19 protein-coding genes are annotated in these 20,086 nt (G+C 45.5%); 7 read left to right on the forward strand and 12 right to left on the reverse strand.

What is annotated here, in order from left to right:
- Positions 1-145: 145 nt before the first annotated feature.
- Positions 146-991: an NADPH-dependent 7-cyano-7-deazaguanine reductase QueF gene (gene queF / locus ACWYVB_RS17220; protein WP_104971358.1), complete on the reverse strand. Its 846-nt coding sequence runs from the start codon at positions 989-991 to the stop codon at positions 146-148.
- A 108-nt stretch (positions 992-1,099) separates the two neighbouring features.
- Here queF and syd point away from each other — a divergent pair, with 108 nt between their 5' ends.
- A complete protein-coding gene (gene syd / locus ACWYVB_RS17225) occupies positions 1,100-1,645 on the forward strand; it encodes a SecY-interacting protein (RefSeq protein WP_053808745.1) in 546 nt (181 codons plus the stop codon).
- 2 nt (positions 1,646-1,647) lie between these two features.
- Entirely contained in the window at positions 1,648-2,424 is a 777-nt protein-coding gene (locus tag ACWYVB_RS17230) for a Zn-ribbon-containing protein (RefSeq protein ID WP_005391359.1), read from the forward strand.
- Positions 2,425-2,537: 113 nt separating this feature from the next.
- Here the strand turns inward: ACWYVB_RS17230 and ACWYVB_RS17235 are convergent, their stop codons facing one another.
- Genes ACWYVB_RS17235 through metN form a run of 3 tightly spaced genes read right to left on the reverse strand, consistent with a single transcriptional unit; the run spans position 2,538 to position 5,081 of the window.
- Positions 2,538-3,347, reverse strand: coding sequence for a MetQ/NlpA family lipoprotein (locus ACWYVB_RS17235; RefSeq protein ID WP_005391357.1), 810 nt, complete (start codon positions 3,345-3,347; stop codon positions 2,538-2,540).
- A 32-nt stretch (positions 3,348-3,379) separates the two neighbouring features.
- Positions 3,380-4,057 carry a methionine ABC transporter permease gene (locus tag ACWYVB_RS17240; protein ID WP_005391355.1) on the reverse strand — a complete coding sequence of 226 codons (678 nt, stop codon included), beginning with the start codon at positions 4,055-4,057 and terminating at the stop codon, positions 3,380-3,382.
- Positions 4,047-5,081 carry a methionine ABC transporter ATP-binding protein MetN gene (metN, locus tag ACWYVB_RS17245; RefSeq protein ID WP_005391353.1) on the reverse strand — a complete coding sequence of 345 codons (1,035 nt, stop codon included), beginning with the start codon at positions 5,079-5,081 and terminating at the stop codon, positions 4,047-4,049. The genes ACWYVB_RS17240 and metN overlap by 11 nt, the downstream gene beginning before the upstream one ends.
- Positions 5,082-5,422: 341 nt before the next feature.
- Between metN and gmhB the strand changes: the two genes are divergently transcribed.
- The 4 genes from gmhB to treC all read left to right on the forward strand — a co-directional run bounded on the left by gmhB (position 5,423) and on the right by treC (position 10,401).
- On the forward strand, positions 5,423-5,974 hold the full coding sequence (gene gmhB, locus ACWYVB_RS17250) for a D-glycero-beta-D-manno-heptose 1,7-bisphosphate 7-phosphatase (RefSeq protein WP_005391350.1): 552 nt from the start codon (positions 5,423-5,425) through the stop codon (positions 5,972-5,974).
- A 103-nt stretch (positions 5,975-6,077) separates the two neighbouring features.
- Positions 6,078-7,025, forward strand: coding sequence for a trehalose operon repressor TreR (treR, locus tag ACWYVB_RS17255; RefSeq protein ID WP_085342969.1), 948 nt, complete (start codon positions 6,078-6,080; stop codon positions 7,023-7,025).
- Between the two features lie 178 nt (positions 7,026-7,203).
- The gene (gene treB / locus ACWYVB_RS17260) at positions 7,204-8,628 is read left to right on the forward strand and encodes a PTS trehalose transporter subunit IIBC (RefSeq protein ID WP_005391342.1); all 1,425 of its coding nucleotides are present in this window, start codon (positions 7,204-7,206) and stop codon (positions 8,626-8,628) included.
- Positions 8,629-8,715: 87 nt separating this feature from the next.
- Positions 8,716-10,401 carry an alpha,alpha-phosphotrehalase gene (treC, locus tag ACWYVB_RS17265; RefSeq protein ID WP_457529540.1) on the forward strand — a complete coding sequence of 562 codons (1,686 nt, stop codon included), beginning with the start codon at positions 8,716-8,718 and terminating at the stop codon, positions 10,399-10,401.
- Positions 10,402-10,502: 101 nt separating this feature from the next.
- On the opposite strand, the gene ACWYVB_RS17270 is transcribed toward treC, so the two are convergent.
- The 3 genes from ACWYVB_RS17270 to ACWYVB_RS17280 all read right to left on the reverse strand — a co-directional run bounded on the left by ACWYVB_RS17270 (position 10,503) and on the right by ACWYVB_RS17280 (position 13,747).
- Positions 10,503-11,402, reverse strand: coding sequence for a hypothetical protein (locus ACWYVB_RS17270; protein WP_457529542.1), 900 nt, complete (start codon positions 11,400-11,402; stop codon positions 10,503-10,505).
- A 131-nt stretch (positions 11,403-11,533) separates the two neighbouring features.
- On the reverse strand, positions 11,534-13,054 hold the full coding sequence (locus ACWYVB_RS17275) for a winged helix-turn-helix domain-containing protein (RefSeq protein WP_268979760.1): 1,521 nt from the start codon (positions 13,052-13,054) through the stop codon (positions 11,534-11,536).
- A 90-nt stretch (positions 13,055-13,144) separates the two neighbouring features.
- The gene (locus tag ACWYVB_RS17280) at positions 13,145-13,747 is read right to left on the reverse strand and encodes a YitT family protein (protein ID WP_031780204.1); all 603 of its coding nucleotides are present in this window, start codon (positions 13,745-13,747) and stop codon (positions 13,145-13,147) included.
- A 347-nt stretch (positions 13,748-14,094) separates the two neighbouring features.
- On the opposite strand from ACWYVB_RS17280, the gene glyA reads away from it, so the two are divergent.
- Positions 14,095-15,345, forward strand: coding sequence for a serine hydroxymethyltransferase (gene glyA / locus ACWYVB_RS17285; protein WP_301640453.1), 1,251 nt, complete (start codon positions 14,095-14,097; stop codon positions 15,343-15,345).
- A gap of 448 nt (positions 15,346-15,793) precedes the next feature.
- Here the strand turns inward: glyA and lipA are convergent, their stop codons facing one another.
- The 5 genes from lipA to ACWYVB_RS17310 form a co-directional block, all read right to left on the reverse strand.
- A complete protein-coding gene (gene lipA, locus ACWYVB_RS17290; protein WP_005391329.1) occupies positions 15,794-16,759 on the reverse strand; it encodes a lipoyl synthase in 966 nt (321 codons plus the stop codon).
- Positions 16,756-17,418 carry a lipoyl(octanoyl) transferase LipB gene (gene lipB / locus ACWYVB_RS17295; RefSeq protein WP_457529545.1) on the reverse strand — a complete coding sequence of 221 codons (663 nt, stop codon included), beginning with the start codon at positions 17,416-17,418 and terminating at the stop codon, positions 16,756-16,758. Before lipB ends, lipA begins: the two co-directional genes overlap by 4 nt.
- A 176-nt stretch (positions 17,419-17,594) precedes the next feature.
- Entirely contained in the window at positions 17,595-17,873 is a 279-nt protein-coding gene (ybeD, locus tag ACWYVB_RS17300) for a DUF493 family protein YbeD (RefSeq protein ID WP_005384135.1), read from the reverse strand.
- 139 nt (positions 17,874-18,012) lie between these two features.
- The gene (locus ACWYVB_RS17305) at positions 18,013-19,191 is read right to left on the reverse strand and encodes a serine hydrolase (RefSeq protein WP_012842069.1); all 1,179 of its coding nucleotides are present in this window, start codon (positions 19,189-19,191) and stop codon (positions 18,013-18,015) included.
- Positions 19,192-19,281: 90 nt separating this feature from the next.
- Complete coding sequence (locus ACWYVB_RS17310) at positions 19,282-20,085, reverse strand: septal ring lytic transglycosylase RlpA family protein (protein ID WP_046874297.1); 804 nt, start codon at positions 20,083-20,085, stop codon at positions 19,282-19,284.
- Position 20,086: the final 1 nt, after the last annotated feature.

The following is a 20,086-nucleotide window of genomic DNA, read 5'->3' on the forward strand; positions in this document are numbered from 1 at the left end:
TTTTTAGATATGGCGGATAACGGTAAAAGACCTCAACAAGCCCCGTAAATGCAGGTTGAAGCCATTTGATATAGTAACATGCTTGGACAATAAAAACGTCCGGTAACCCTTTAGATTACCGAACTTATTTCTGTCACTAACGTGATTACTGACGAGCCATGCGGTGGTTGTGATCTGGCTTGTCTTGTTCCGTTGAGCGGTACGGGTTGATGTCCAAGCCACCACGGCGCGTGTAGCGGGCGAATACGGTCAGTTTGCTTGGTTGGCAGTATTTCATTAGATCCGTAAAAATACGCTCAACACATTGTTCGTGAAATTCGTTGTGCTCGCGGAAAGATACCAAGTAACGCAGCAGTTTCTCGCGATCTATTTTCGCACCTTGGTAGCGAATTTCTACACTGCCCCAGTCGGGTTGATTGGTGATCAAACAGTTTGACTTCAATAGGTGGCTATGTAGGATTTCTTCCACTTGCTCTTCACCTGCTGCGCCTTCAAGCAAATCGGCATCAAAATCGTAACTGGTGATGTCAATGTCTTGGTCATCAATACATTCGCCTTCCATTGTCACAATAGGCTGATTGGTGTAGTGAGTCACCGGGTTCACCTCGACCAACACCTTTTCACCGGCACATTCAGATAGGTCTTGCGTTAAACGCTCTTCAACTTCTTCCCAGCTTGAAAAACGGGTTTGGTTGTAGCTGTTTAAGTACAGTTTGAAAGACTTCGACTCAATCAAGTTTGCACTGGTGGCTGGAATGTATACTTCGCCAACGGCCACTTGTGGTAAGCCTTTACTATTTAACCAAGAGAGCTCGTACAGCGTCCAAATGTCGTGGCCCATAAAAGGAAGGCTGTCGCCTAACTGAAGGTCATCTCGGTTCAGGCTACGAGGAACTGGTTGCAGCAAGCTTGGATCGTATTGGTTCGCATACTCGGTCTTTTTACCTAGTGTTAGGCCAGCAAGCTCTTTAGCGTCAGAATATTTGCTCATACTTTGTGGTCGTTTTCGATTAGAATAGCGAGAATTTTACTGAATCCGCTGGTCAATTGCTATCCGGCAAACACGGCTATCTGATAAATAAGGAATGAGGAGACCTTCATGACCCAAAACGTTACTCAGGCGCTACAAGAGTTCAGCCTGCGCTACCAACAAGCTTGGCAAGCTAAATATAATGAGTTGCCAAGCAGTGAAGAGCTTGCAGATCTTGTTTCTCCTTGTGTCGAAGAGAAGCGTGATGGAAAGGTGCTTTGGAAAGCGGTCGCACGTGATGAAATGGCCGATTTCACTAATGTGGAAAATGCGATTGAGTTGTCACTGCAAGATGATGTAAAAGCCTTTTATGGTTCTCAATACAGCGCCGATATGGAGGCAACTTGGCAAGGTAATTCGTTGACGCTGCTGCAAGTGTGGAGCGATGATGATTTTGTGCGCCTACAAGAAAATATTCTTGGTCATTTGGTGACGCAACGTCGCCTGAAACTTAAACCAACGGTATTTATCGCGGCGACAGATGAGGAAATGGATGTGATCTCGATTTGTAACCTCACTGGTAATGTGATTTTAGAGCGTTTAGGTACGTCTAAACGCGATGTGCTGGCGGATTCATTGGCTGAGTTCTTGAGCAAGTTAGAGGCCGCTGTCTAAATATGTACGTTGTTGAGTTGCAGTTTGAGTGTTTTGATAACACCACCGTCAGCGCGGTAGACAAAGCCATTAATGGCTTGATGGATGCGTTGCGTTACAACGGCCAAGTACTAGGCCGTGAATTCCCGATAGTGATGGGAGATGGCGAGTTTTATGTTCGTGTCGTTTGCCCAGAGCAAGACAGTTTGCATCCACGTTATCACTCAGATTTTGTCAAAGTGTGCATGAACCGTTTGTCAGACGCGTCTTTGCTTGCACCGAAAATGCGTATGCTTGGCCGTGATTTAAATTCAGAACAAGCGGCCGAAGAAGAGATCCCTAGCTGGCAAGTGTTGTACACGACTTATGTTCATACGTGTTCGCCATTGCGCAGTGGGGAAACGTTGTTGCCGATTCCTTTGTATCGCAATGAGCCGACGCTAAATGGTGACCATAAAGCCGTCATCAAATGGCAGACAGAATGGCAAGCGTGCGATGAAATCCAAATGGCTGGCGGGTGCCGTGCAGAGCATGCGGCGCTGCACGAGATTTGCGATGTAGACAGCGTGTTGTTCCGCCGCGGTTGGGATTTGCGAGGTCGTATCGAATACATCACCAAGGTTCCAACATACTATTACCAGTATCGCGTGGGCGGTCAGTCGCTGGAGAGCGAGAAAGCGCGCAAGTGCCCAAAATGCGGTGGAGAGTGGCTACTCGATGAGCCACTACATGACATATTTCACTTTAAGTGTGATGACTGCCGAATCGTGTCGAATATCTCTTGGGACCACCTAAAGTAACTAATTGAGGTTAGTTAAATGGTTAGATAGAGAAATAAAAAGGGCTGATGTTTTCACATCAGCCCTTTTTTATGCTCAGACTATTATTTTCAGTATGGTTTAGAAAAGTGGGATTACCAACCTTTCACTACGCCGCCTTTGAATAGCTCTTTTGCAGCTTCGTAAACTTCTTCCGTTTGGTAAGCTTTTACGAAGTTTTGTACGTTTTGCGCATTAACATTTTCTTCGCGAGCAACAATTAGGTTTACGTATGGTGAGTCTTTATCTTCAACGAACACGCCGTCACGCTCTGGCGATAGGTCGATAGAGCTTGCGTAAGTGGTGTTGATGATAGATAGCGTTACGTCATCCAATGAACGTGGAAGTTGTGGCGCTTCTAACTCAATGATTTCGATATTTTTAGGGTTGCCTACGATGTCACGTACTGTAGCGAGTAGACCAACGCCATCACGTAGCGTAATCAAACCTTGTTGCTCAAGAAGCAGTAGTGAGCGACCTAGGTTTGTTGGATCGTTTGGAACTGCGATGCGTGCGCCATCTTGGATTTCATCGATTGACTTCACTTGCTTAGAGTAACCAGCAATAGGGTAAACGAATGAGTTACCCGCGATAGCCAGTTTGTAGCCGCGGTCTTTCACTTGTTGGTCTAGGTATGGTTTATGTTGGAACGCATTCGCGTCTACTGAACCATCATCCAGAGCGGCATTTGGCGTTACGTAATCGGTAAATGTTACTAACTCAACGTCTAGGTTGTACTTTTCTTTTGCTACTTTAGCTGCCACTTCGGCAACTTGTGCTTCAGCACCAGCAATAACGCCAACTTTTACTTTATTTACGTCTACTTCTTTGTCGCCACAACCCGCTAGAACAAGAGCAGAAGCGGCTGTTGCTACAGTCAAAAGACCTTTAAGGCTAAATTTCATCTTTATCTCCTTATAATTTGTATTTTCAATGCTTATCTGTGGTCTACACGGCGCACCACTGCGTCACCGATAGACTGAATAATCTGTACTAGAACAATCAGCATCACGACAGTCACAGCCATGATAGTTACATCGTAGCGGTGGAAACCGTAACGGATGGCTACGTCGCCGAGGCCGCCGCCGCCTACCGTACCCGCCATGGCCGAGTAGCTAACGAGAGTGACTAAGGTGATCGTTACTGAGTTAACAATAGTCGGCATTGCTTCAGGTAGTAGAACTTTTGTGATGATCTGTGTTGGTGTCGCCCCCATTGATTGTGCCGCTTCCACCAAGCCTGTTGGTACCTCTAACAAAGCACCTTCAATAAGACGGGCAACAAACGGAATGGCACCAATAGTCAGTGGGACGATTGCTGCGGTTGTACCGATAAAGGTTCCAACTAGCATTTTTGTCACTGGAATAATCGCAACCATCAGGACGAGGAATGGCACAGAACGACCAATGTTAACGACAGCGCCTAAGCTGCTATTTAGTTTGGTGTTTTCAAGTAGGCCGCCTTTCTTAGTAATATGGAGGATTACGCCTAATGGAATACCCACGGCAAAGCCGACTAATCCGGCAACCGCAACCATGTAAAGCGTTTCCCACGTTGCACCTAAAAGTAGTTTGCTGTTTAAACTCAGCCATTCAGAAATTGTGTTAAAGGACATAACCAAGTACCTCTACTTTTACGTTGTGCTTACGCAGGTATTCCAATGCTGCGTTATCATCTTCTTCGTTACCAAATAGCTCTGCGACCATCATGCCGAATTTCACGCCGCCAGCGTAATCAAGATCGGAGCTCAAAATACTCACATCAATATTGTATTTACGAGAAATTTGCGACATTAACGGTGCATCGACGGTTGCGCCAGTAAACTCTAAGCGAACCAACGGGTAGCTGCCATCAACACGCTCTGCTTGCAGACGTGCTTGGTAATCTTCAGGAATGGATAGATCCAGCGTTGAGCGAATGAATTGGTGCGCCAGCTCCGTTTTAGGGTGCGCGAAAATATCGCCAACGGTGCCTTTCTCCACCAATTCACCACCACCGATGATCGCCACTTCGTGACAGATGCTTTTTACCACTTCCATTTCGTGGGTGATCAGTAGAATCGTGATGTTGAGTTTGCGGTTGATCTCTTTCAATAGCTCAAGGATAGATTGAGTTGTTGCAGGATCCAGTGCGCTAGTGGCTTCGTCACACAGTAGTACGCTTGGATCGGATGCCAATGCGCGAGCAATAGCCACACGTTGTTTTTGACCGCCACTTAGGTTGGACGGATAGCTTTCGTGTTTGTCGGCTAAGCCAACAAGTTTTAATAACTCAGTGACTTTTGTTGTGATTTGCGATTTGTCTTTGCCTGCCAGTTCCAGTGGTAGCGCCACGTTATCAAACACAGTACGAGACGAGAGCAGATTAAAATGCTGAAAGATCATGCCGATGTTACGGCGCGTTTCGACCAACTGCTTTTTGCTGAGTTTTGTTAAATCAATGCCATCAACGATGATGGAGCCAGATGTTGGTGCTTCTAACATGTTTACGCAGCGGATCAGCGTACTTTTACCAGCACCAGATGAACCGATAACACCGAAGATGGTGCCCTTGGCGATGTGTAGGTTAATGTCTTTCAGGGCAAGGATTTCCTTACTGCCTTGGTAGAACACTTTATTGACGTTTTTTATTTCTATCATGTTTCAACCTGCCCAAAGATACGGGGAACTTCGCTGTCAAAAACGGCATTTGACAGAACTTAATGTTGAGCTTTATCTCACTTCTCAGTTGATGCTATGGGTTAACCAGAATGAAGTCAATAGATATTTTTACGTCTAGACGTCTAAATGTATAGATGTTCTGTTTTGGAAAGAATGAGGAGTAAGTTACGAAGAGAAGATAAGCGGAGAGACCCCTCAGAATTACCGATTCTTGCCCAACAAATCAACTGTTTTGTCGAGGCCTAGAACGAATTAGATAGTGTTGAAGTTTATAAGGTATGTAATAATCTGATTAAACCGAGTTAATAGAGAAATATGTTTTGGCAAAACCTGCTGTTTTTATCGATCGTGATGGCGTGATAAACGTTGACCACGGCTACGTTCATGACGAACATGATTTTGAGTACATTGATGGTGTGTTTGAAGCGACGAAAGCGCTGAAAGATCAAGGTTACCTCTTAGTGCTAGTGACGAATCAATCGGGCATCGCACGTGGTAAATTCAGTGAAGACCGTTTCTTGTCTCTGACTCAATGGATGGACTGGAACTTTGTTGATCATGGTGTTGAGTTTGATGGTATCTACTACTGTCCACATCACCCTGAACATGGCATTGGGGATTACAAGCAGGATTGTGATTGCCGCAAGCCTAAGCCTGGTATGTTTATCTCTGCTCGCGACTTCTTGAAAATCGACATGGAAAAATCTGTGATGATTGGTGATAAAGCCGAAGACATGATGGCAGCAGAAGCAGCGGGCGTTGGCACCAAGATTTTGGTTCGCACAGGTAAGCCAATCACCGAGCAAGGTGAAGCATTGGCAACGGTTGTGCTTGATAGTGTTGCTGACGTGCCTGCATATCTAAAGAAATAATCTGCACAATTCGCATATTTAAGGGAAGCGTTTGCTTCCCTTTTCTCTTATTACTGTTAAAGTTCAGTCACCTAAGCATTCATCCATTCTAGTTTGATCACTTATGAGCAAAAAACTCACCATTCTTGATATCGCGAAATTGGCAGGCGTTGGCAAATCAACAGTAAGCCGTGTGCTTACCAACGATCCAAAAGTGAAACCTCAAACGCGAGAGAAAGTAGAGCAAATCATTCGTGAATCTGGCTATGTACCGTCCAAATCTGCGCAATCAATGCGTGGCGGTAGCCAAAAAGTCATTGGTGTTATCATCTCCCGTCTAGACTCACCATCAGAAAATCGCGCCGTTGGTACAATGCTCAATGCATTGTATTCCGCTGGTTATGATGCAGTGATCATGGAGAGTCAGTTTGACCGCGACAAAACCAATGAGCACTTGAGTGTGCTTAAGCGTCGCAATGTGGATGGCGTGATTGTATTTGGCTTTACTGGGTGCGATGAGCAAGCCTTAGCCGAGTGGGGCAATCGCATTGTGGTGATTGCGATGGATACCGATAACGTCTCTTCCATCAATTATGATAACCAAGGCGTGATAGACATGGCTTTGTCTCACCTTGAGCAGCAATCTTTATCTCGCATTGCTTATATTGGTGTTGATCCTGAAGACAAAACCACTGGCTTAGCTCGTCTAAATGCTTATAAATCGTGGTGTAAACGCAAGCAACTTACGCCTTGCTTCCAAACCGGTAAGCTTAGCCATGAAAGTGCTTATCAGCTGGTGGACCACGTTCTGAAAGCAGACACGCAAGCCATTGTGTGTGCCAGCGATACCATTGCATTGGGCGTAATCAAGCGTCTTCAAGAGTTAGGTCGTGAAGACGTGGTCGTGACAGGCGTGGGTGGTAACGAGTTGCTTTCTTTCCTTTTCCCTAAAGTATTTAGTGTCGATCCTGGTTATACCCTTGCGGGTGAAAAGTCCGCTAAAATGCTGATTAATCAATTAAATGGCGATGAAGAAGTCGTTCACTTCACTCAACAACCTATTTGCCGCTAATCCACACTACAACGATTTGCTCTAGAATTATACTGTGATCATTCTCAATTAATGGGACTGTTCCCATTTTGTTTTTTGTCTTTGAGTGGCAATATTAAAATTAAGAAATGGGAATGTTCCCATTTATAAAAAAATAAAATGATGAATCGAATGTATCCAATACAGGGTGGACAAAGTTATGAGTAAGATTGCGCGTAAAGACGTGGAGCGTCTTATTGAGCTGGTCGGGGGGCCGGACAATATTGCCAGTGTAAGCCATTGTTTAACTCGCTTGCGTTTTGTTCTAAACGATACGGACAAAGCAGACACGAAACAGTTAGAAGCATTACCTATGGTGAAGGGCTGCTTTACCAACGCAGGTCAATTCCAAGTCGTCATCGGCACTGAAGTTGATGAGGTTTACAAAGTACTGATCGAGCTTAGCGGTAAAAGTGAAGCGAGCAAAGACGAATCCAAGAATGCTGCTCGCCAAAACATGAATATCGTTGAGCGTGGTATTTCCCACCTTGCAGAAATCTTTGTACCACTGTTGCCTGCGATCATTACTGGTGGTTTGATTCTTGGTTTCCGTAATGTGATTGGCGACATCAAGATGTTTGATGGTCAAACCCTAACGGAAATCAGTCAGTTTTGGGCGACTGTTCATTCATTCCTATGGTTAATTGGTGAAGCAATTTTCTTCTTCCTACCCGTTGGTGTGTGTTGGTCGACCGTGAAAAAGCTCGGTGGTACACCGATTCTGGGTATCACGCTTGGTGTAACTTTGGTTTCGCCGCAGTTAATGAACGCCTACCTGATTGGTAAGCAAGTACCTGAAGTGTGGGACTTTGGGTTGTTTGCGATTGAGAAAGTCGGTTACCAAGCGCAGGTGATTCCCGCGATGTTAGCAGGTATCGCACTGGCGTTTATCGAAACACGCTTAAAACGCATCATTCCGTCTTACCTTTACCTAGTAGTAGTACCGTTTGTTTCTATCATTGTGTCTGTGATTCTTGCGCACTCTATCATTGGCCCATTCGGTCGTATGTTGGGTGACGGCGTTGCTTTCGCAGCAAAAGCAGCCATGACGGGTGACTTCGCGATGATTGGTTCAACCATCTTCGGCTTCTTATACGCGCCACTTGTGATCACAGGTATCCACCACACAACCAACGCCGTTGACTTGCAGTTGATGCAAGAATTGGGTGGCACGCCGATTTGGCCTTTGATTGCACTATCGAACATTGCTCAAGCATCGGCAGTGGTTGGCATCATTATCATCAGTAAAAAGCAGGATGAGCGTGAAATCTCAGTGCCAGCAGCGATTTCTGCCTACCTTGGCGTAACGGAGCCGGCGATGTACGGCATCAACTTGAAATACAAGTTCCCAATGTTGAGTGCGATGATCGGTAGTGCATGTGCTGCTGCTATCTGTGGTAGTGCGGGCGTCATGGCGAACGGTATCGGTGTGGGCGGCTTGCCGGGCATCTTATCTATCCAGCCGCAGTTCTGGGGCATCTTTGCTCTGGCGATGTTGGTCGCGATGGTGGTACCCGCTGCATTAACGTTACTTCTTTATAAGCGTGCACAAGCGAAAGGTGAGCTTGAGGCGGCAAACGCGTAATTCAATTTGAGGCAGTGACTTGGCTGCCTCCCCCTATTTTTCTTTTCAAATTTTAAGTTTCCGATTACTGGTAAGTGAGTGTTAGAAATGGCTATGACCAAGCATGATGAGAGCTGGTGGAAAACCGCAACCATCTATCAAATTTACCCAAAAAGCTTTTGTGACAGCGGCAGTAAAGGCACGGGCGATATTAAAGGGATCATTTCTAAACTGGATTATCTAAAACACCTCGGTGTGGATGCGATTTGGCTGACGCCGGTTTACCAATCGCCAATGATCGACAACGGTTATGACATCTCCGATTACTACTCGATCAACCCCGAGTTCGGCACGATGCAAGATTTCGATACCCTGTTGGCAGAGGCTCATCAGTTGGGCATTCGAATCATCATGGACATCGTGGTCAACCATACTTCGACAGAACACAAGTGGTTCCAATCTGCGTTAGGTGATAAAAACAGCCCTTACCGTGATTACTACATCTGGAAAGATCCGGTTGATGGCGTAGAGCCCAACAACTGGCAATCGAAGTTTGGAGGCAATGCTTGGGAATTGGATGAAGCGACAGGGCAGTACTACTTGCACCTTTTTGCTAAAGAGCAGGCGGATTTGAACTGGGAAAACCCAGTGGTGCACGAAGAAGTCAAAGAAGTCATCAGCTTCTGGGCAGACAAAGGCGTGGATGGTTTCCGTCTTGATGTCATCAACCTGATTTCTAAACAACAAGATTTCCCAAGCGATGATATTGGCGATGGCCGTCGTTTCTATACTGATGGTCCTCGCGTGCACGAATATCTGCAAGAAATCAGCGAAGCCGTGTTCCAAAAGTACGGCAGCGTCACGGTGGGGGAAATGTCTTCCACCACGCTAGAGCACTGCCAGCAATACTCTTCGCTAGACGGCAAAGAGCTATCCATGGTGTTCAACTTCCACCACCTGAAAGTGGATTATCCGAATGGTGAAAAATGGACCAAAGCGCCGTTTGATTTCATTCAGTTAAAGCAGATCTTCAACCATTGGCAAACGGGCTTAAATGGCAAAGGGTGGGGGGCGCTGTTCTGGTGTAACCACGACCAACCTCGTGTGGTCAGCCGCTTAGGCGATGATAAACAATACCGCGTCGAATCAGCCAAAATGTTGGCGGCGTCTGTACACATGATGCAAGGCACACCTTATGTTTACCAAGGTGAAGAGATTGGTATGACCAACCCAGGTTACACTGATATCAGCCAGTACCGCGACGTAGAAAGCACCAACATGTACGACATCATGGTCAACCGTGATGGCGTATCACACGAGGAGATGATGGCGATTTTGGCGCAGAAGTCGCGTGATAACTCACGTACGCCAATGCAATGGAACAGCCAAAAGCACGCCGGTTTTACCGAAGGCACACCGTGGCTTGAAGTGGCGCAGAACTACTCTGAAATCAACGCAGAAGCTGCGGTTGCTGATTTGAACTCGGTGTTCTACTTCTACAAACGTTTGATTGAGCTACGTAAACATGTTTCGGTGATCACCGATGGCCGTTATGAAGATTTATTGCCAGAGCATCAACGCATTTTTGCTTACGCTCGCCAGAACGACAAACAAACGCTGCTGTGTATCAACAACTACTACGCTGAAGAGGTGGAATGCGTTCTGCCAGAGCGTTTTGATATGAGTAAAGCGAAAAACTTGCTATCTAACTATCAAAACTCAGCGAGTGCAGTCGCGTCAAAACATCAAGTATTACGACCTTACGAAACTCGTATTTTATTGATAGAAGAATAAACTCGGGTGTCACCCCCTAAGATTGATGTTCGAGATAAAGGCTTTGGTGTGCTCCCCAAAGCCTTTTTTATTGAGATGCGAGATACTTGTGGAGTACAGGCTTATTTTGTTTCAATTGCTGTTAGCAGCACTTTCTCTTCGTTGATTTGTACTTGTTGTACTTTTAGCAGCTCGATTTGCTCAATCAGACCTAAGCTCGGGTTAAACCAACGTTCTGCCGAAGTGGCGAACTCCATTGAGTCCATATCATCGCAGTTTAGGTTGTAAGTATTCTCTTCTGTCAGGTACGCCGCTTCAATTTTCTTGCTTGAAATCGAGAACGTTTTACGTACGCCAGTCTCTCGGATTTGCTGCTGCCAAACCACTTGGCAAGATGCTGTCATTGGCAGGTTTTGCACCCACTCATGATCTTCAAAACTGTCTAGTAGGTTGTGAACTGCGTAGCCTGCTAGAGTGGTTTGCAGAGATATGGTCTCTTCACCGATATCAATGTTCGGGCTTTTCTCTTTTACGTCGTCACCGTTGAGACGGAAAATTGGGCTGCTGTGCATCAGCATGGCAACAAACTGCTGGTTAATGGAATAAGCGTCGGTGACTTCATGAAGTGCGCCATCAGAGCCTGCAAAATAAAGCGTATTGCTCTCTTCATCGTCGTTGTACTGTTCGTCAGAATAGTACAACTGTTTGGCGCCGTAGTTCACCAAGTCATTAACCAACTGGACCATTGCTTCGCTGTTTGGGATTTGTGCCAATGCTGCCAACAATTGCTCGTTATCCATCGCTTGGAAACTCAGTTTCATCTCGCCTTCAGGTTGGCCATCCAGGCTAAACGCGTAGTTTAGTTGTGTGCTTGGCGTGGGAGCGAAGATTGAGTTTTGAATCGCGATGTCGAAACTTTCTTGAGGCACTTTGTTTGGATTAGCACTGCCAGAAGATGAACCACCGCCACAGCCGTAAAGAGCCAGAGTTGCTGCTGCGATAAGCGTCATTTTGTTTAGCATGGTTTACATTCCTGATTGATTAGGCCGCTTCATGTTGGGCCGTTGCTTGAATGCGAGCATGCTAAGTTTAATGAGCTAAAAAGGGCAAAAAACAAAAGCTAATAGGGCTTAACGAAAGCTTAATTTTATATTTAGGTCTTTGTTTTATTTGGGCTTATTTCGTTAGCTACGTTGGTGCAATACTCGTTGATGAGCGCTTTCCATCGGCTGATAATTTCTTGATCGGTCAAACTGACATGCAACGTTTTCCATGGTTGAAGGCAAGTCTCTTTCGATTCAGATTGAGAAAGACGTTCAAACAATGTCTCGGAAGGCAAAACGCGCAGCAGTGCCACCAGTGATTCCATGTAGTTGAGACGGAACTGTTCGAGTTTGTTTTGTTTATAAGCGATGTGAGACACAAACGTATAAATCAGCGCGTTTTGAATACGTGAGTCGCCATCTGGAGTGGTCAGCAGAACTTTTGCTCGGTCTAGGTTGCCTAGTTTGAAATGCAATACGCCCAACCAGAGGCTTAGCTCATCTGGCAAAACATCGAACGACGACTGCACTTGTGTCAAATACGCCTCCAGCTTTTGAGGTTCTTGCTCGTACAAAGCGAGATGCCTTGCGGTTGTGATAGCTGCAAACTCATCAGCTTGTTGTAGAGGTTGGTTAGAAAAGACATTCTCAAACAGCATTTTTTGGTGAACGTCTGACAGTTGCCATGTGCTTGCCGAAGGTGCAGGCAAGTTGAAGTATTGCGCGACATCTGAGTGAATTTGGAAGATATCCGATTGTAGGTCGGATAAGCGCAGTGTGTATTCGTTGCGAAACGCCAGTTTCCCTGTCGCAGGATAAATAAGGTTCATCTGAGCTTTAAAGGTGCCTTGCTCTGCGCCGTCTTTTAACTCTATGTTGAGTTCGTAATCACTGGTCTGCATGTTTCGCGCGCCAGGGAAATACGGCGTATGACCGATAGGATCAAGAAAGTAACTGGGAGCGTCTTGGTTGGCGATGTCGGTGTATGGATATTCGACCTGTTGTTGCAGCAAGATGGCTTTGACCAGTATGCGATATTTTCTTGCTTGGGAGCCAATCGCATCGACACGGTTGAGCAGCAACTCGACTTTGGGGATAAGTAACTGATGACGTGTTTGCTGCGTTGAAATCTCTTGGCGTTGCCATAACAAGCTTGCGAGCGTCACGCTACAAACCACAAGTACGGCACATAAGCTATAAGCCAAAATCAGCTTGATGTTCTTACGGTTCGCAACTTGAGCTGTAATAGCACGTCGATGGTTTTTCGCTGGTGGCACTAAACGGATATTCGCTGGGTTTAGAAAGTAACCTTTGCGAGGATAAGTGACCAAGAGCTTAGTCGCATCGTACTCGGGGAGATGCTGTTGTAGCAGCGCACGTAAGGTGCTAATGCGGTTAGTGAGTACATTCTTAGAGATGAATTTGCTCTGCCAAATGGTTTCGATAATGGTATCGGCAGAGAGCGGATGTCCCACGCTTGTTAGCAGCAGCTCTAATAACTCAATGGTACGAGGTTCGAGATCAATCGCGACAGTGTCTTGATGAAGAGTTTGTGTCTTCGGGTTATAGACCAACTCGCCAATCGCAATACAACTGTGAGTTTGTTTGGCTTGTTGCAAAAAATCGCGCATACCGCACCGCGTTATTTGGAAATAGCGAAATATTATATAGCGATTGGAGCGCGAAATCTTATAAATTGCGCTCCAATTATCATCAAAAGTTTATGAACCGTAGGTCACGGAATAGCGATGAGGCTTGTGGTTCATCGCTAACACGACATTCAGTGCAAACGCGCCCAAAATCGAAAGACCAATTACTTCTGGAGTGACAAAGAAGAATGACGCAAACAGGATGCACGCATCGATTGCCATTTGGCTTTTGCCAACTGAAATGCCAAATTTGTCCTGAATAAATAAACACAGCACGTTAAAGCCACCTAAGCTGGAGCGATGTCGGAACAAGATCAGCATACCGAGTCCCATTAAAAGCCCACCTGCGACGGCACAATAAACTTCATTTACCGATTCGAGCGAGATTAGCAAATAAAGATGATCGGCAAAGATAGAAACCAAAGCGCCAGAAATGGCACTATTAATGGCGAAATGACGGCCGAAGCGTTTCCATGCTAGCAAGTAAAAGGGACTGTTTGCTAAAAAGTACAGCACACCAAACGTAAAAGGTGTAAATTGGCTAATAAGCAGAGCCAATCCTGTCGTCCCCCCTGTTAGGAGGTTTGCGGATTGGAGAAAGAAAACGCCTTGAGCTACCAAAAAAGTACCCGTGAGAATCGCTATCCAGTCTTCTTTTAATGAGTGTTTTTCCATCAATGTTGCAGTCATTAGTGATAAATAAGGCGTGCATAGTAGTAAAAAGATGATCTTTTCGGTAGCTAGAGGGTAAAATTTACGGTAAACCTATGTAATTGCTGTTTTACAGGGTGTAAAGCACAAAATTGACAGGCAATAGATCGTCGTTATGCAATTGCAATGCGGGCGTGATACAGATTGCTTGCCATCATGAAAAAACTGCATGAGAAAAATTGTAAATTTCTCTTTATGACCCAGATCAAATTATGTAGAATGCGCGCCATTAGGGTGACGAAAACGTTTGCGTAGGGTCATTCAACAGTTTTTTTGCAACTTTCAGTACTAATCTGAGTCAGGAGATACAGATGCTTAAGCGTGATATGAACATCGCAGATTACGATGCGGAACTGTTCGCAGCTATCCAGGAAGAAACTCTTCGCCAGGAAGAACACATTGAACTTATCGCTTCTGAAAACTACACAAGCCCACGTGTAATGGAAGCGCAAGGTTCTCAGCTAACGAACAAATACGCTGAAGGCTACCCAGGCAAGCGTTACTATGGCGGTTGTGAGTACGTAGATAAAGCGGAACAACTTGCTATCGACCGTGCATGCAAACTGTTCGGTTGTGAATACGCGAACGTACAGCCTCACTCAGGTTCTCAAGCAAACAGCGCGGTTTACATGGCGCTTCTTAACCCAGGCGATACAGTTCTAGGCATGAGCCTAGCGCACGGTGGTCACCTGACTCACGGTTCTCCAGTTAACTTCTCTGGTAAGCACTACAACGTTATCCCTTACGGTATCGATGAAGCGGGTCAAATTAACTACGACGAGATGGAACAGCTAGCGCTTGAGCACAAGCCTAAGATGATCATCGGTGGTTTCTCTGCTTACTCGCAAATCGTTGATTGGAAGCGCATGCGTGAAATCGCGGACAAAGTAGATGCTTACCTTTTCGTTGATATGGCGCACGTAGCGGGTCTTATCGCAGCAGGCGAATACCCAACACCTGTTCCATACGCTCACGTGGTAACAACAACGACGCACAAAACACTAGCAGGTCCTCGCGGTGGTCTTATCTTGTCAAATGCTGGCGAAGATATGTACAAGAAATTGAACTCAGCAGTGTTCCCTGGTGGTCAAGGTGGCCCTCTAATGCACGTTATCGCCGGTAAAGCAGTAGCGTTCAAAGAAGCGATGGAGCCAGAGTTCAAAGCTTACCAAGCTCGCGTAGTGAAAAACGCAAAAGCAATGGTTGGTCAATTCCAAGAGCGTGGCTACAAAATCGTATCTAACGGCACAGAAAACCATTTGTTCCTTGTGGACCTGATCGACAAAGACATCACTGGTAAAGACGCAGACGCGGCACTAGGTGCAGCAAACATCACAGTGAACAAAAACTCGGTACCAAATGACCCACGCAGCCCATTCGTAACGTCTGGTATCCGTGTAGGTACGCCAGCGATCACTCGCCGTGGCTTCACTGAAGAAGATGCAAAAGAGCTAGCAAACTGGATGTGTGACGTTCTAGATAACATCGGCAACGAAGAAGTTATCGAAGCGACTAAACAGAAAGTGCTCGAAATTTGTAAGCGTCTACCGGTTTACGCCTAACTGTTCTTCATAGAATGAGTCGATTTCGGTGTCGAACATACTCATTTGCTCGCGCAAACGCCGTGTGTTCTCCTAGAACTCGACTCGTCTATTTTGAACATTGATATACTAAAGGTCCTCAATTGAGGGCCTTTTTGTTTGTCTGGCGTTTTGAATGAGATATAGCGAAGAGTGTGTGATAAGGAGATGGCTACCAACACTGTCCCTTTCAATATATCCAAACCGCGTCATTCCGACGAGCCTAGGCGAGATCAGGAATCTTGTTGAGGCACACTCTTTTACTCAGCGTTTCCCCAAAAAATCATCAGTACGTTGGAAACTGATTCTCAATCACGCTCGTTCCTCGCTGTTCAGAATGACGGAGGTAGAATGGCTTTTTATCACCATTTGACTGATACAAAAAAGGTTGGCACTGAGCCAACCTTTTCTCTTCAAAATAAGCGAGTGCTTATTTAATCTCGATGCCTTGAGCCTGCATATCGGCATGGTAAGAAGAGCGAACAAATGGACCACACGCTGCGTGCGTGAAGCCAAGCTCTAGTGCAACTTCTTTTAGCTCGTCAAACTCTGATGGCGGAACGTAACGCTCTACTGGCAAGTGGTGACGGCTTGGCGCTAGGTACTGACCTAGAGTCAGCATCGTTACGCCGTGTGCGCGTAGATCTTTCAGTACTTCGATGATTTCTTCTTTGGTTTCACCAAGACCCATCATCAAACCAGATTTGGTCGGTACATCTGGATGCTGCTCTTTGAACTTCTTAAGAAGCTCCAGCGACCACTTGTAGTTTGCACCTGGGCGAGCTTTACGGTAAAGACGTGGCGCTGTTTCTAGGTTGTGGTTGAAGACATCTGGCGGGTTATCTTTCATTAGATCAAGCGCTACGTCCATACGACCACGGAAGTCAGGAACCAGAGTTTCAATCTTAATATGAGGGTTCAACGCACGGATCTCGCGGTTACAATCGGCAAAGTGCTGTGCACCACCATCACGCAGATCGTCACGGTCTACAGAAGTGATTACTACGTATTTCAGCTTCATATCGGCGATGGTTTTCGCCAGTTTTTGAGGCTCTTCTGCTTCCGGTGGTAATGGGCGGCCATGAGCAACGTCACAGAAAGGACAACGACGAGTACAAATGGCACCTAGGATCATGAAGGTAGCTGTACCGTGGTTAAAACATTCCGCTAGGTTAGGGCAAGATGCTTCCTCACATACGGAGTGAAGTTTATTCTTGCGCATCGCCGCCTTGATGTCTTGAATTCGTTGGCTGTCGGCTGGTAGCTTGATCTTCATCCAATCAGGCTTACGTAGCACTTCTTTCTGCTCTGTAGGCATGTTCTTTACGGGAATCAATGCCATTTTATCGGCGTCACGATATTTAACGCCTTTTTCCATCTGGATTGGTTTGCTCATGCTTTATTACCTTGAGAAGGTGCTTCTGTGCTGAATTCTACTTGCTCATAGTCGAGCAAAGTAACGAGTTCTTCTATTAATTGTTTTTCTACGGCTTCTACATTGTCTGGGCCGCCGAATTGGCTGACCTGAACCATTTCCATACCTTCATAACCACAAGGGTTAATACGCAGAAACGGTGTTAAATCCATATTTACGTTCAAGGCTAAGCCATGAAACGAGCATCCTTTACGAATGCGTAAACCGAGAGAGCATATTTTTTTACCTTCAACGTAAACGCCTGGTGCGTCAGGTCGCGCGGCCGAATCGATATTGTATGCTTTTAGCGTGTTGATCACGAGGTTCTCGATAGTGGTAACGAGATCTCGTACACCTAATTTTTTGCGGCGTAAGTTGATCAAGAAATAGGCGACCAACTGACCAGGGCCATGATACGTAACTTGGCCTCCGCGATCACTTTGTACAACAGGAATGTTACCAGTGTTAATAAGGTGCTCAGCTTTACCTGCCTGACCTTGCGTAAATACTGGGTTATGTTCTACCAACCAGACTTCATCAGGGGTTTCTTCTGTGCGTTGGTCGGTGAACTCATGCATCGCCTTCCATACAGGCTCATAGTCTTGGCGGCCAAGTCGTTTTACAACAAGTTGGTGTTGCATGGGAATTCCTGTTGCTAATATATAAAGTTTTTGGATTATAAACCGGATAACCCTGATGCTCTACCGCTGAGTAACAGATTTTTAACTGAAAGCGATGTAAAGTTTTGTTATCTGATTGATAAATAAAAAGAAAGCAGCCGAAGCTGCTTTCAAAAAAAATTTAATCTATCAAAAAATTATAGAACCATGCGCACGATGTCAATTTCACCTAACTCTTTGTATAGCGTCTCAACTTGCTCGATAGACGTTGCAGTGATGTTGATTGATACCGAGTGGTAGTTGCCCTTAGCACTTGGTTTAACGGTCGGGCTGTAGTCACCTGGAGCATGGCGCTGAATAACTTCAAGAACAAGCTCTGGAAGTTCAGGCTTTGCATGACCCATTACCTTGTAAGTAAATGAACAAGGGAACTCAAGCAGGTCTTTTAATTTTGCATCAGAGTTGATGGTTAGCATATCGATAACTCCAGTAGATATTCGTTGCGGTGCGAAATAGTACAGTCAAATTAGGGGGAACTCAAGACGAGGATCTCAAACTTAAAAAGCCGCCTTTTCAGGCGGCTTTGCGAATAAGTTTGCTACTCTAACGTTCTTCTTAGAAGAAGCTCTTGAATAACAATACGATGTAATCCCACATGCGGCTAAATAGACTACCTTGCTCTACGGTTTCTAGTGCCATTAGTGGGTATTCGGCAATATCTTCACCATCGATCTGATAGTATAGCTTACCAACTACATCACCTTTATTAATTGGGGCTTCTAGCTCTTTTTCAAGGACGAAGCTGGCTTTTAGGTTTTTCGCTTCACCACGTGGTAGTGTTACGTAAGTATCTTGGTCAAGGCCTAACGCTACAGTGTCTTTGTTACCCATCCACACTTTTTCTTCTACAAACGTTTCACCCGCTTTGTGCGGCGCTACTGTTTCGAAGAAACGGAAGCCGTAGCTTAGTAGCTTTTTGCTTTCTGACTTACGAGCATTGGCATCTTTCGTGCCCATTACGACCGCAACCAAACGCATTTGGCCTTCAGTTGCTGAACTTACTAGGCTGTAACCCGCATTGCTTGTGTGACCCGTTTTGATGCCATCAACGTTCATGCTCTTATCCCAAAGTAGACCGTTACGGTTGTATTGGGTGATGCCGTTGTAAGTGAATTTCTTCTCTGAGTACACGCGGTACTCATTTGGTACGTCACGGATCAGGGCTTTACCTAGCAATGCCATGTCGTATGGTGTCGAGTACAGCTCAGCGTTATCTAAGCCATGAACGTTGGCAAAGTGTGAGTTCGTCATACCTAGTGTGTTGGCCCAAGCGTTCATTAGGTCAACAAACGCATCTTCTGAGCCTGCAATGTGTTCAGCCATCGCTACACAGGCATCGTTACCAGACTGGACAATGATACCGCGGTTTAGGTCACGTACTTTTACAGTTGTGCCTACTTCAATGAACATTTTTGATGATTCAGGGAAGTTTTTCGCCCATGCATTTTTACTGATGGTGACATCGTCATCTTCTGAGATATTACCACGCGCTAGTTCTTGGCCGATTACGTAGCTGGTCATCATCTTAGTCAGACTAGCTGGAGACAATTTTGTGTTCATCTCTTTCTCTGCCAGTACTTTACCTGAATGGTAATCCATCAGTACGTAGCCCTTCGCCGCGATTTGAGGGGCATCTGGAACAACGATAGGTGATGCAAGAGCAGATTGAGCGAAAGTTGCAGAAAGGGCAACCGAAGAAACGAGAATAGATTTCACAAACTTATTTTTATTCATGGTAATTCAAATTTTTGGGTTAACTGCGGACATCTTATCAGAATCCCCAGCTATGTAAGAGGGGATCGAGGAGAAATTCATGACACTAGGTCATTTGGCAGTGTTGTGTTTTTTAATAAATGCAGACGAATAGCCGAGCAACTTTACTTTATCTAGAGTGGCTTGCGTCAGGGAATAGTCAGTAAATGGCCCTAACAACAAGCGATAAGACTCTTTCGCATTTTCTAGGAAAGTTTCTGTATCCAGTTTTTGACCAAGCTCGGTGCCTAAAGTTCGTGCGCGTTCTTCATTTTTTGATGATGCCACCTGAATAACGTACTTAGGGTGCGCTTCTAATGATTTTTTATCCGTGGGCTGATTGATACTGATTACTTCAATTTCCACGTTCGCTGTACCTGTTTTTATCACATCTAACTTATGTGCTGCGGCATAGCTTAAATCGATAATACGGCCATCGTGAAACGGACCTCGGTCATTAACTCGTACTACGGTAGTTTTGCCGTTGTCAGTGTTGGTGACTTTTACGTAACTTGGTAACGGTAGCGTTTTATGCGCAGCCGTCATTGAGTACATGTCATAGATTTCGCCATTAGAAGTCAAATGACCTTGGAACTTCTTCCCATACCAAGACGCTCGGCCTTTTTCCTTAAAGCCTTTGGCATCGCGAACTATTTTGTAGTCTTTGCCACGCAAGTGGTAATCTTTGTTCCCACCTAGGCTGTACGGTTCATATTTAGGGTGCGCATCCTCGATGTGTTCGACTGAAAGCGGTGTATCCGGTGCAACATCGGATTCGAGTTCGTAACGGCCTTCTTGTTCTTTTTGGCTAGTTGATGAACAGCCTGCCAAAATAAGAGCAGAGAAAACCAAGGAATATAAAGCGCGTTTTTGCATG

The sequence above is a fragment of the Vibrio sp. JZG10 genome, from assembly GCF_054064075.1.

Coding starts and splice junctions, on each gene's coding strand:
- queF (WP_104971358.1), bottom strand. CDS start 991: ATGAGCAAATATTCTGACGCTAAAGAGCTTGCTGGCCTAACACTAGGT.
- syd (WP_053808745.1), top strand. CDS start 1,100: ATGACCCAAAACGTTACTCAGGCGCTACAAGAGTTCAGCCTGCGCTAC.
- ACWYVB_RS17230 (WP_005391359.1), top strand. CDS start 1,648: ATGTACGTTGTTGAGTTGCAGTTTGAGTGTTTTGATAACACCACCGTC.
- ACWYVB_RS17235 (WP_005391357.1), bottom strand. CDS start 3,347: ATGAAATTTAGCCTTAAAGGTCTTTTGACTGTAGCAACAGCCGCTTCT.
- ACWYVB_RS17240 (WP_005391355.1), bottom strand. CDS start 4,057: ATGTCCTTTAACACAATTTCTGAATGGCTGAGTTTAAACAGCAAACTA.
- metN (WP_005391353.1), bottom strand. CDS start 5,081: ATGATAGAAATAAAAAACGTCAATAAAGTGTTCTACCAAGGCAGTAAG.
- treR (WP_085342969.1), top strand. CDS start 6,078: ATGAGCAAAAAACTCACCATTCTTGATATCGCGAAATTGGCAGGCGTT.
- treB (WP_005391342.1), top strand. CDS start 7,204: ATGAGTAAGATTGCGCGTAAAGACGTGGAGCGTCTTATTGAGCTGGTC.
- treC (WP_457529540.1), top strand. CDS start 8,716: ATGGCTATGACCAAGCATGATGAGAGCTGGTGGAAAACCGCAACCATC.
- ACWYVB_RS17270 (WP_457529542.1), bottom strand. CDS start 11,402: ATGCTAAACAAAATGACGCTTATCGCAGCAGCAACTCTGGCTCTTTAC.
- ACWYVB_RS17275 (WP_268979760.1), bottom strand. CDS start 13,054: ATGCGCGATTTTTTGCAACAAGCCAAACAAACTCACAGTTGTATTGCG.
- ACWYVB_RS17280 (WP_031780204.1), bottom strand. CDS start 13,747: ATGGAAAAACACTCATTAAAAGAAGACTGGATAGCGATTCTCACGGGT.
- glyA (WP_301640453.1), top strand. CDS start 14,095: ATGCTTAAGCGTGATATGAACATCGCAGATTACGATGCGGAACTGTTC.
- lipA (WP_005391329.1), bottom strand. CDS start 16,759: ATGAGCAAACCAATCCAGATGGAAAAAGGCGTTAAATATCGTGACGCC.
- lipB (WP_457529545.1), bottom strand. CDS start 17,418: ATGCAACACCAACTTGTTGTAAAACGACTTGGCCGCCAAGACTATGAG.
- ybeD (WP_005384135.1), bottom strand. CDS start 17,873: ATGCTAACCATCAACTCTGATGCAAAATTAAAAGACCTGCTTGAGTTC.
- ACWYVB_RS17305 (WP_012842069.1), bottom strand. CDS start 19,191: ATGAATAAAAATAAGTTTGTGAAATCTATTCTCGTTTCTTCGGTTGCC.
- ACWYVB_RS17310 (WP_046874297.1), bottom strand. CDS start 20,085: ATGCAAAAACGCGCTTTATATTCCTTGGTTTTCTCTGCTCTTATTTTG.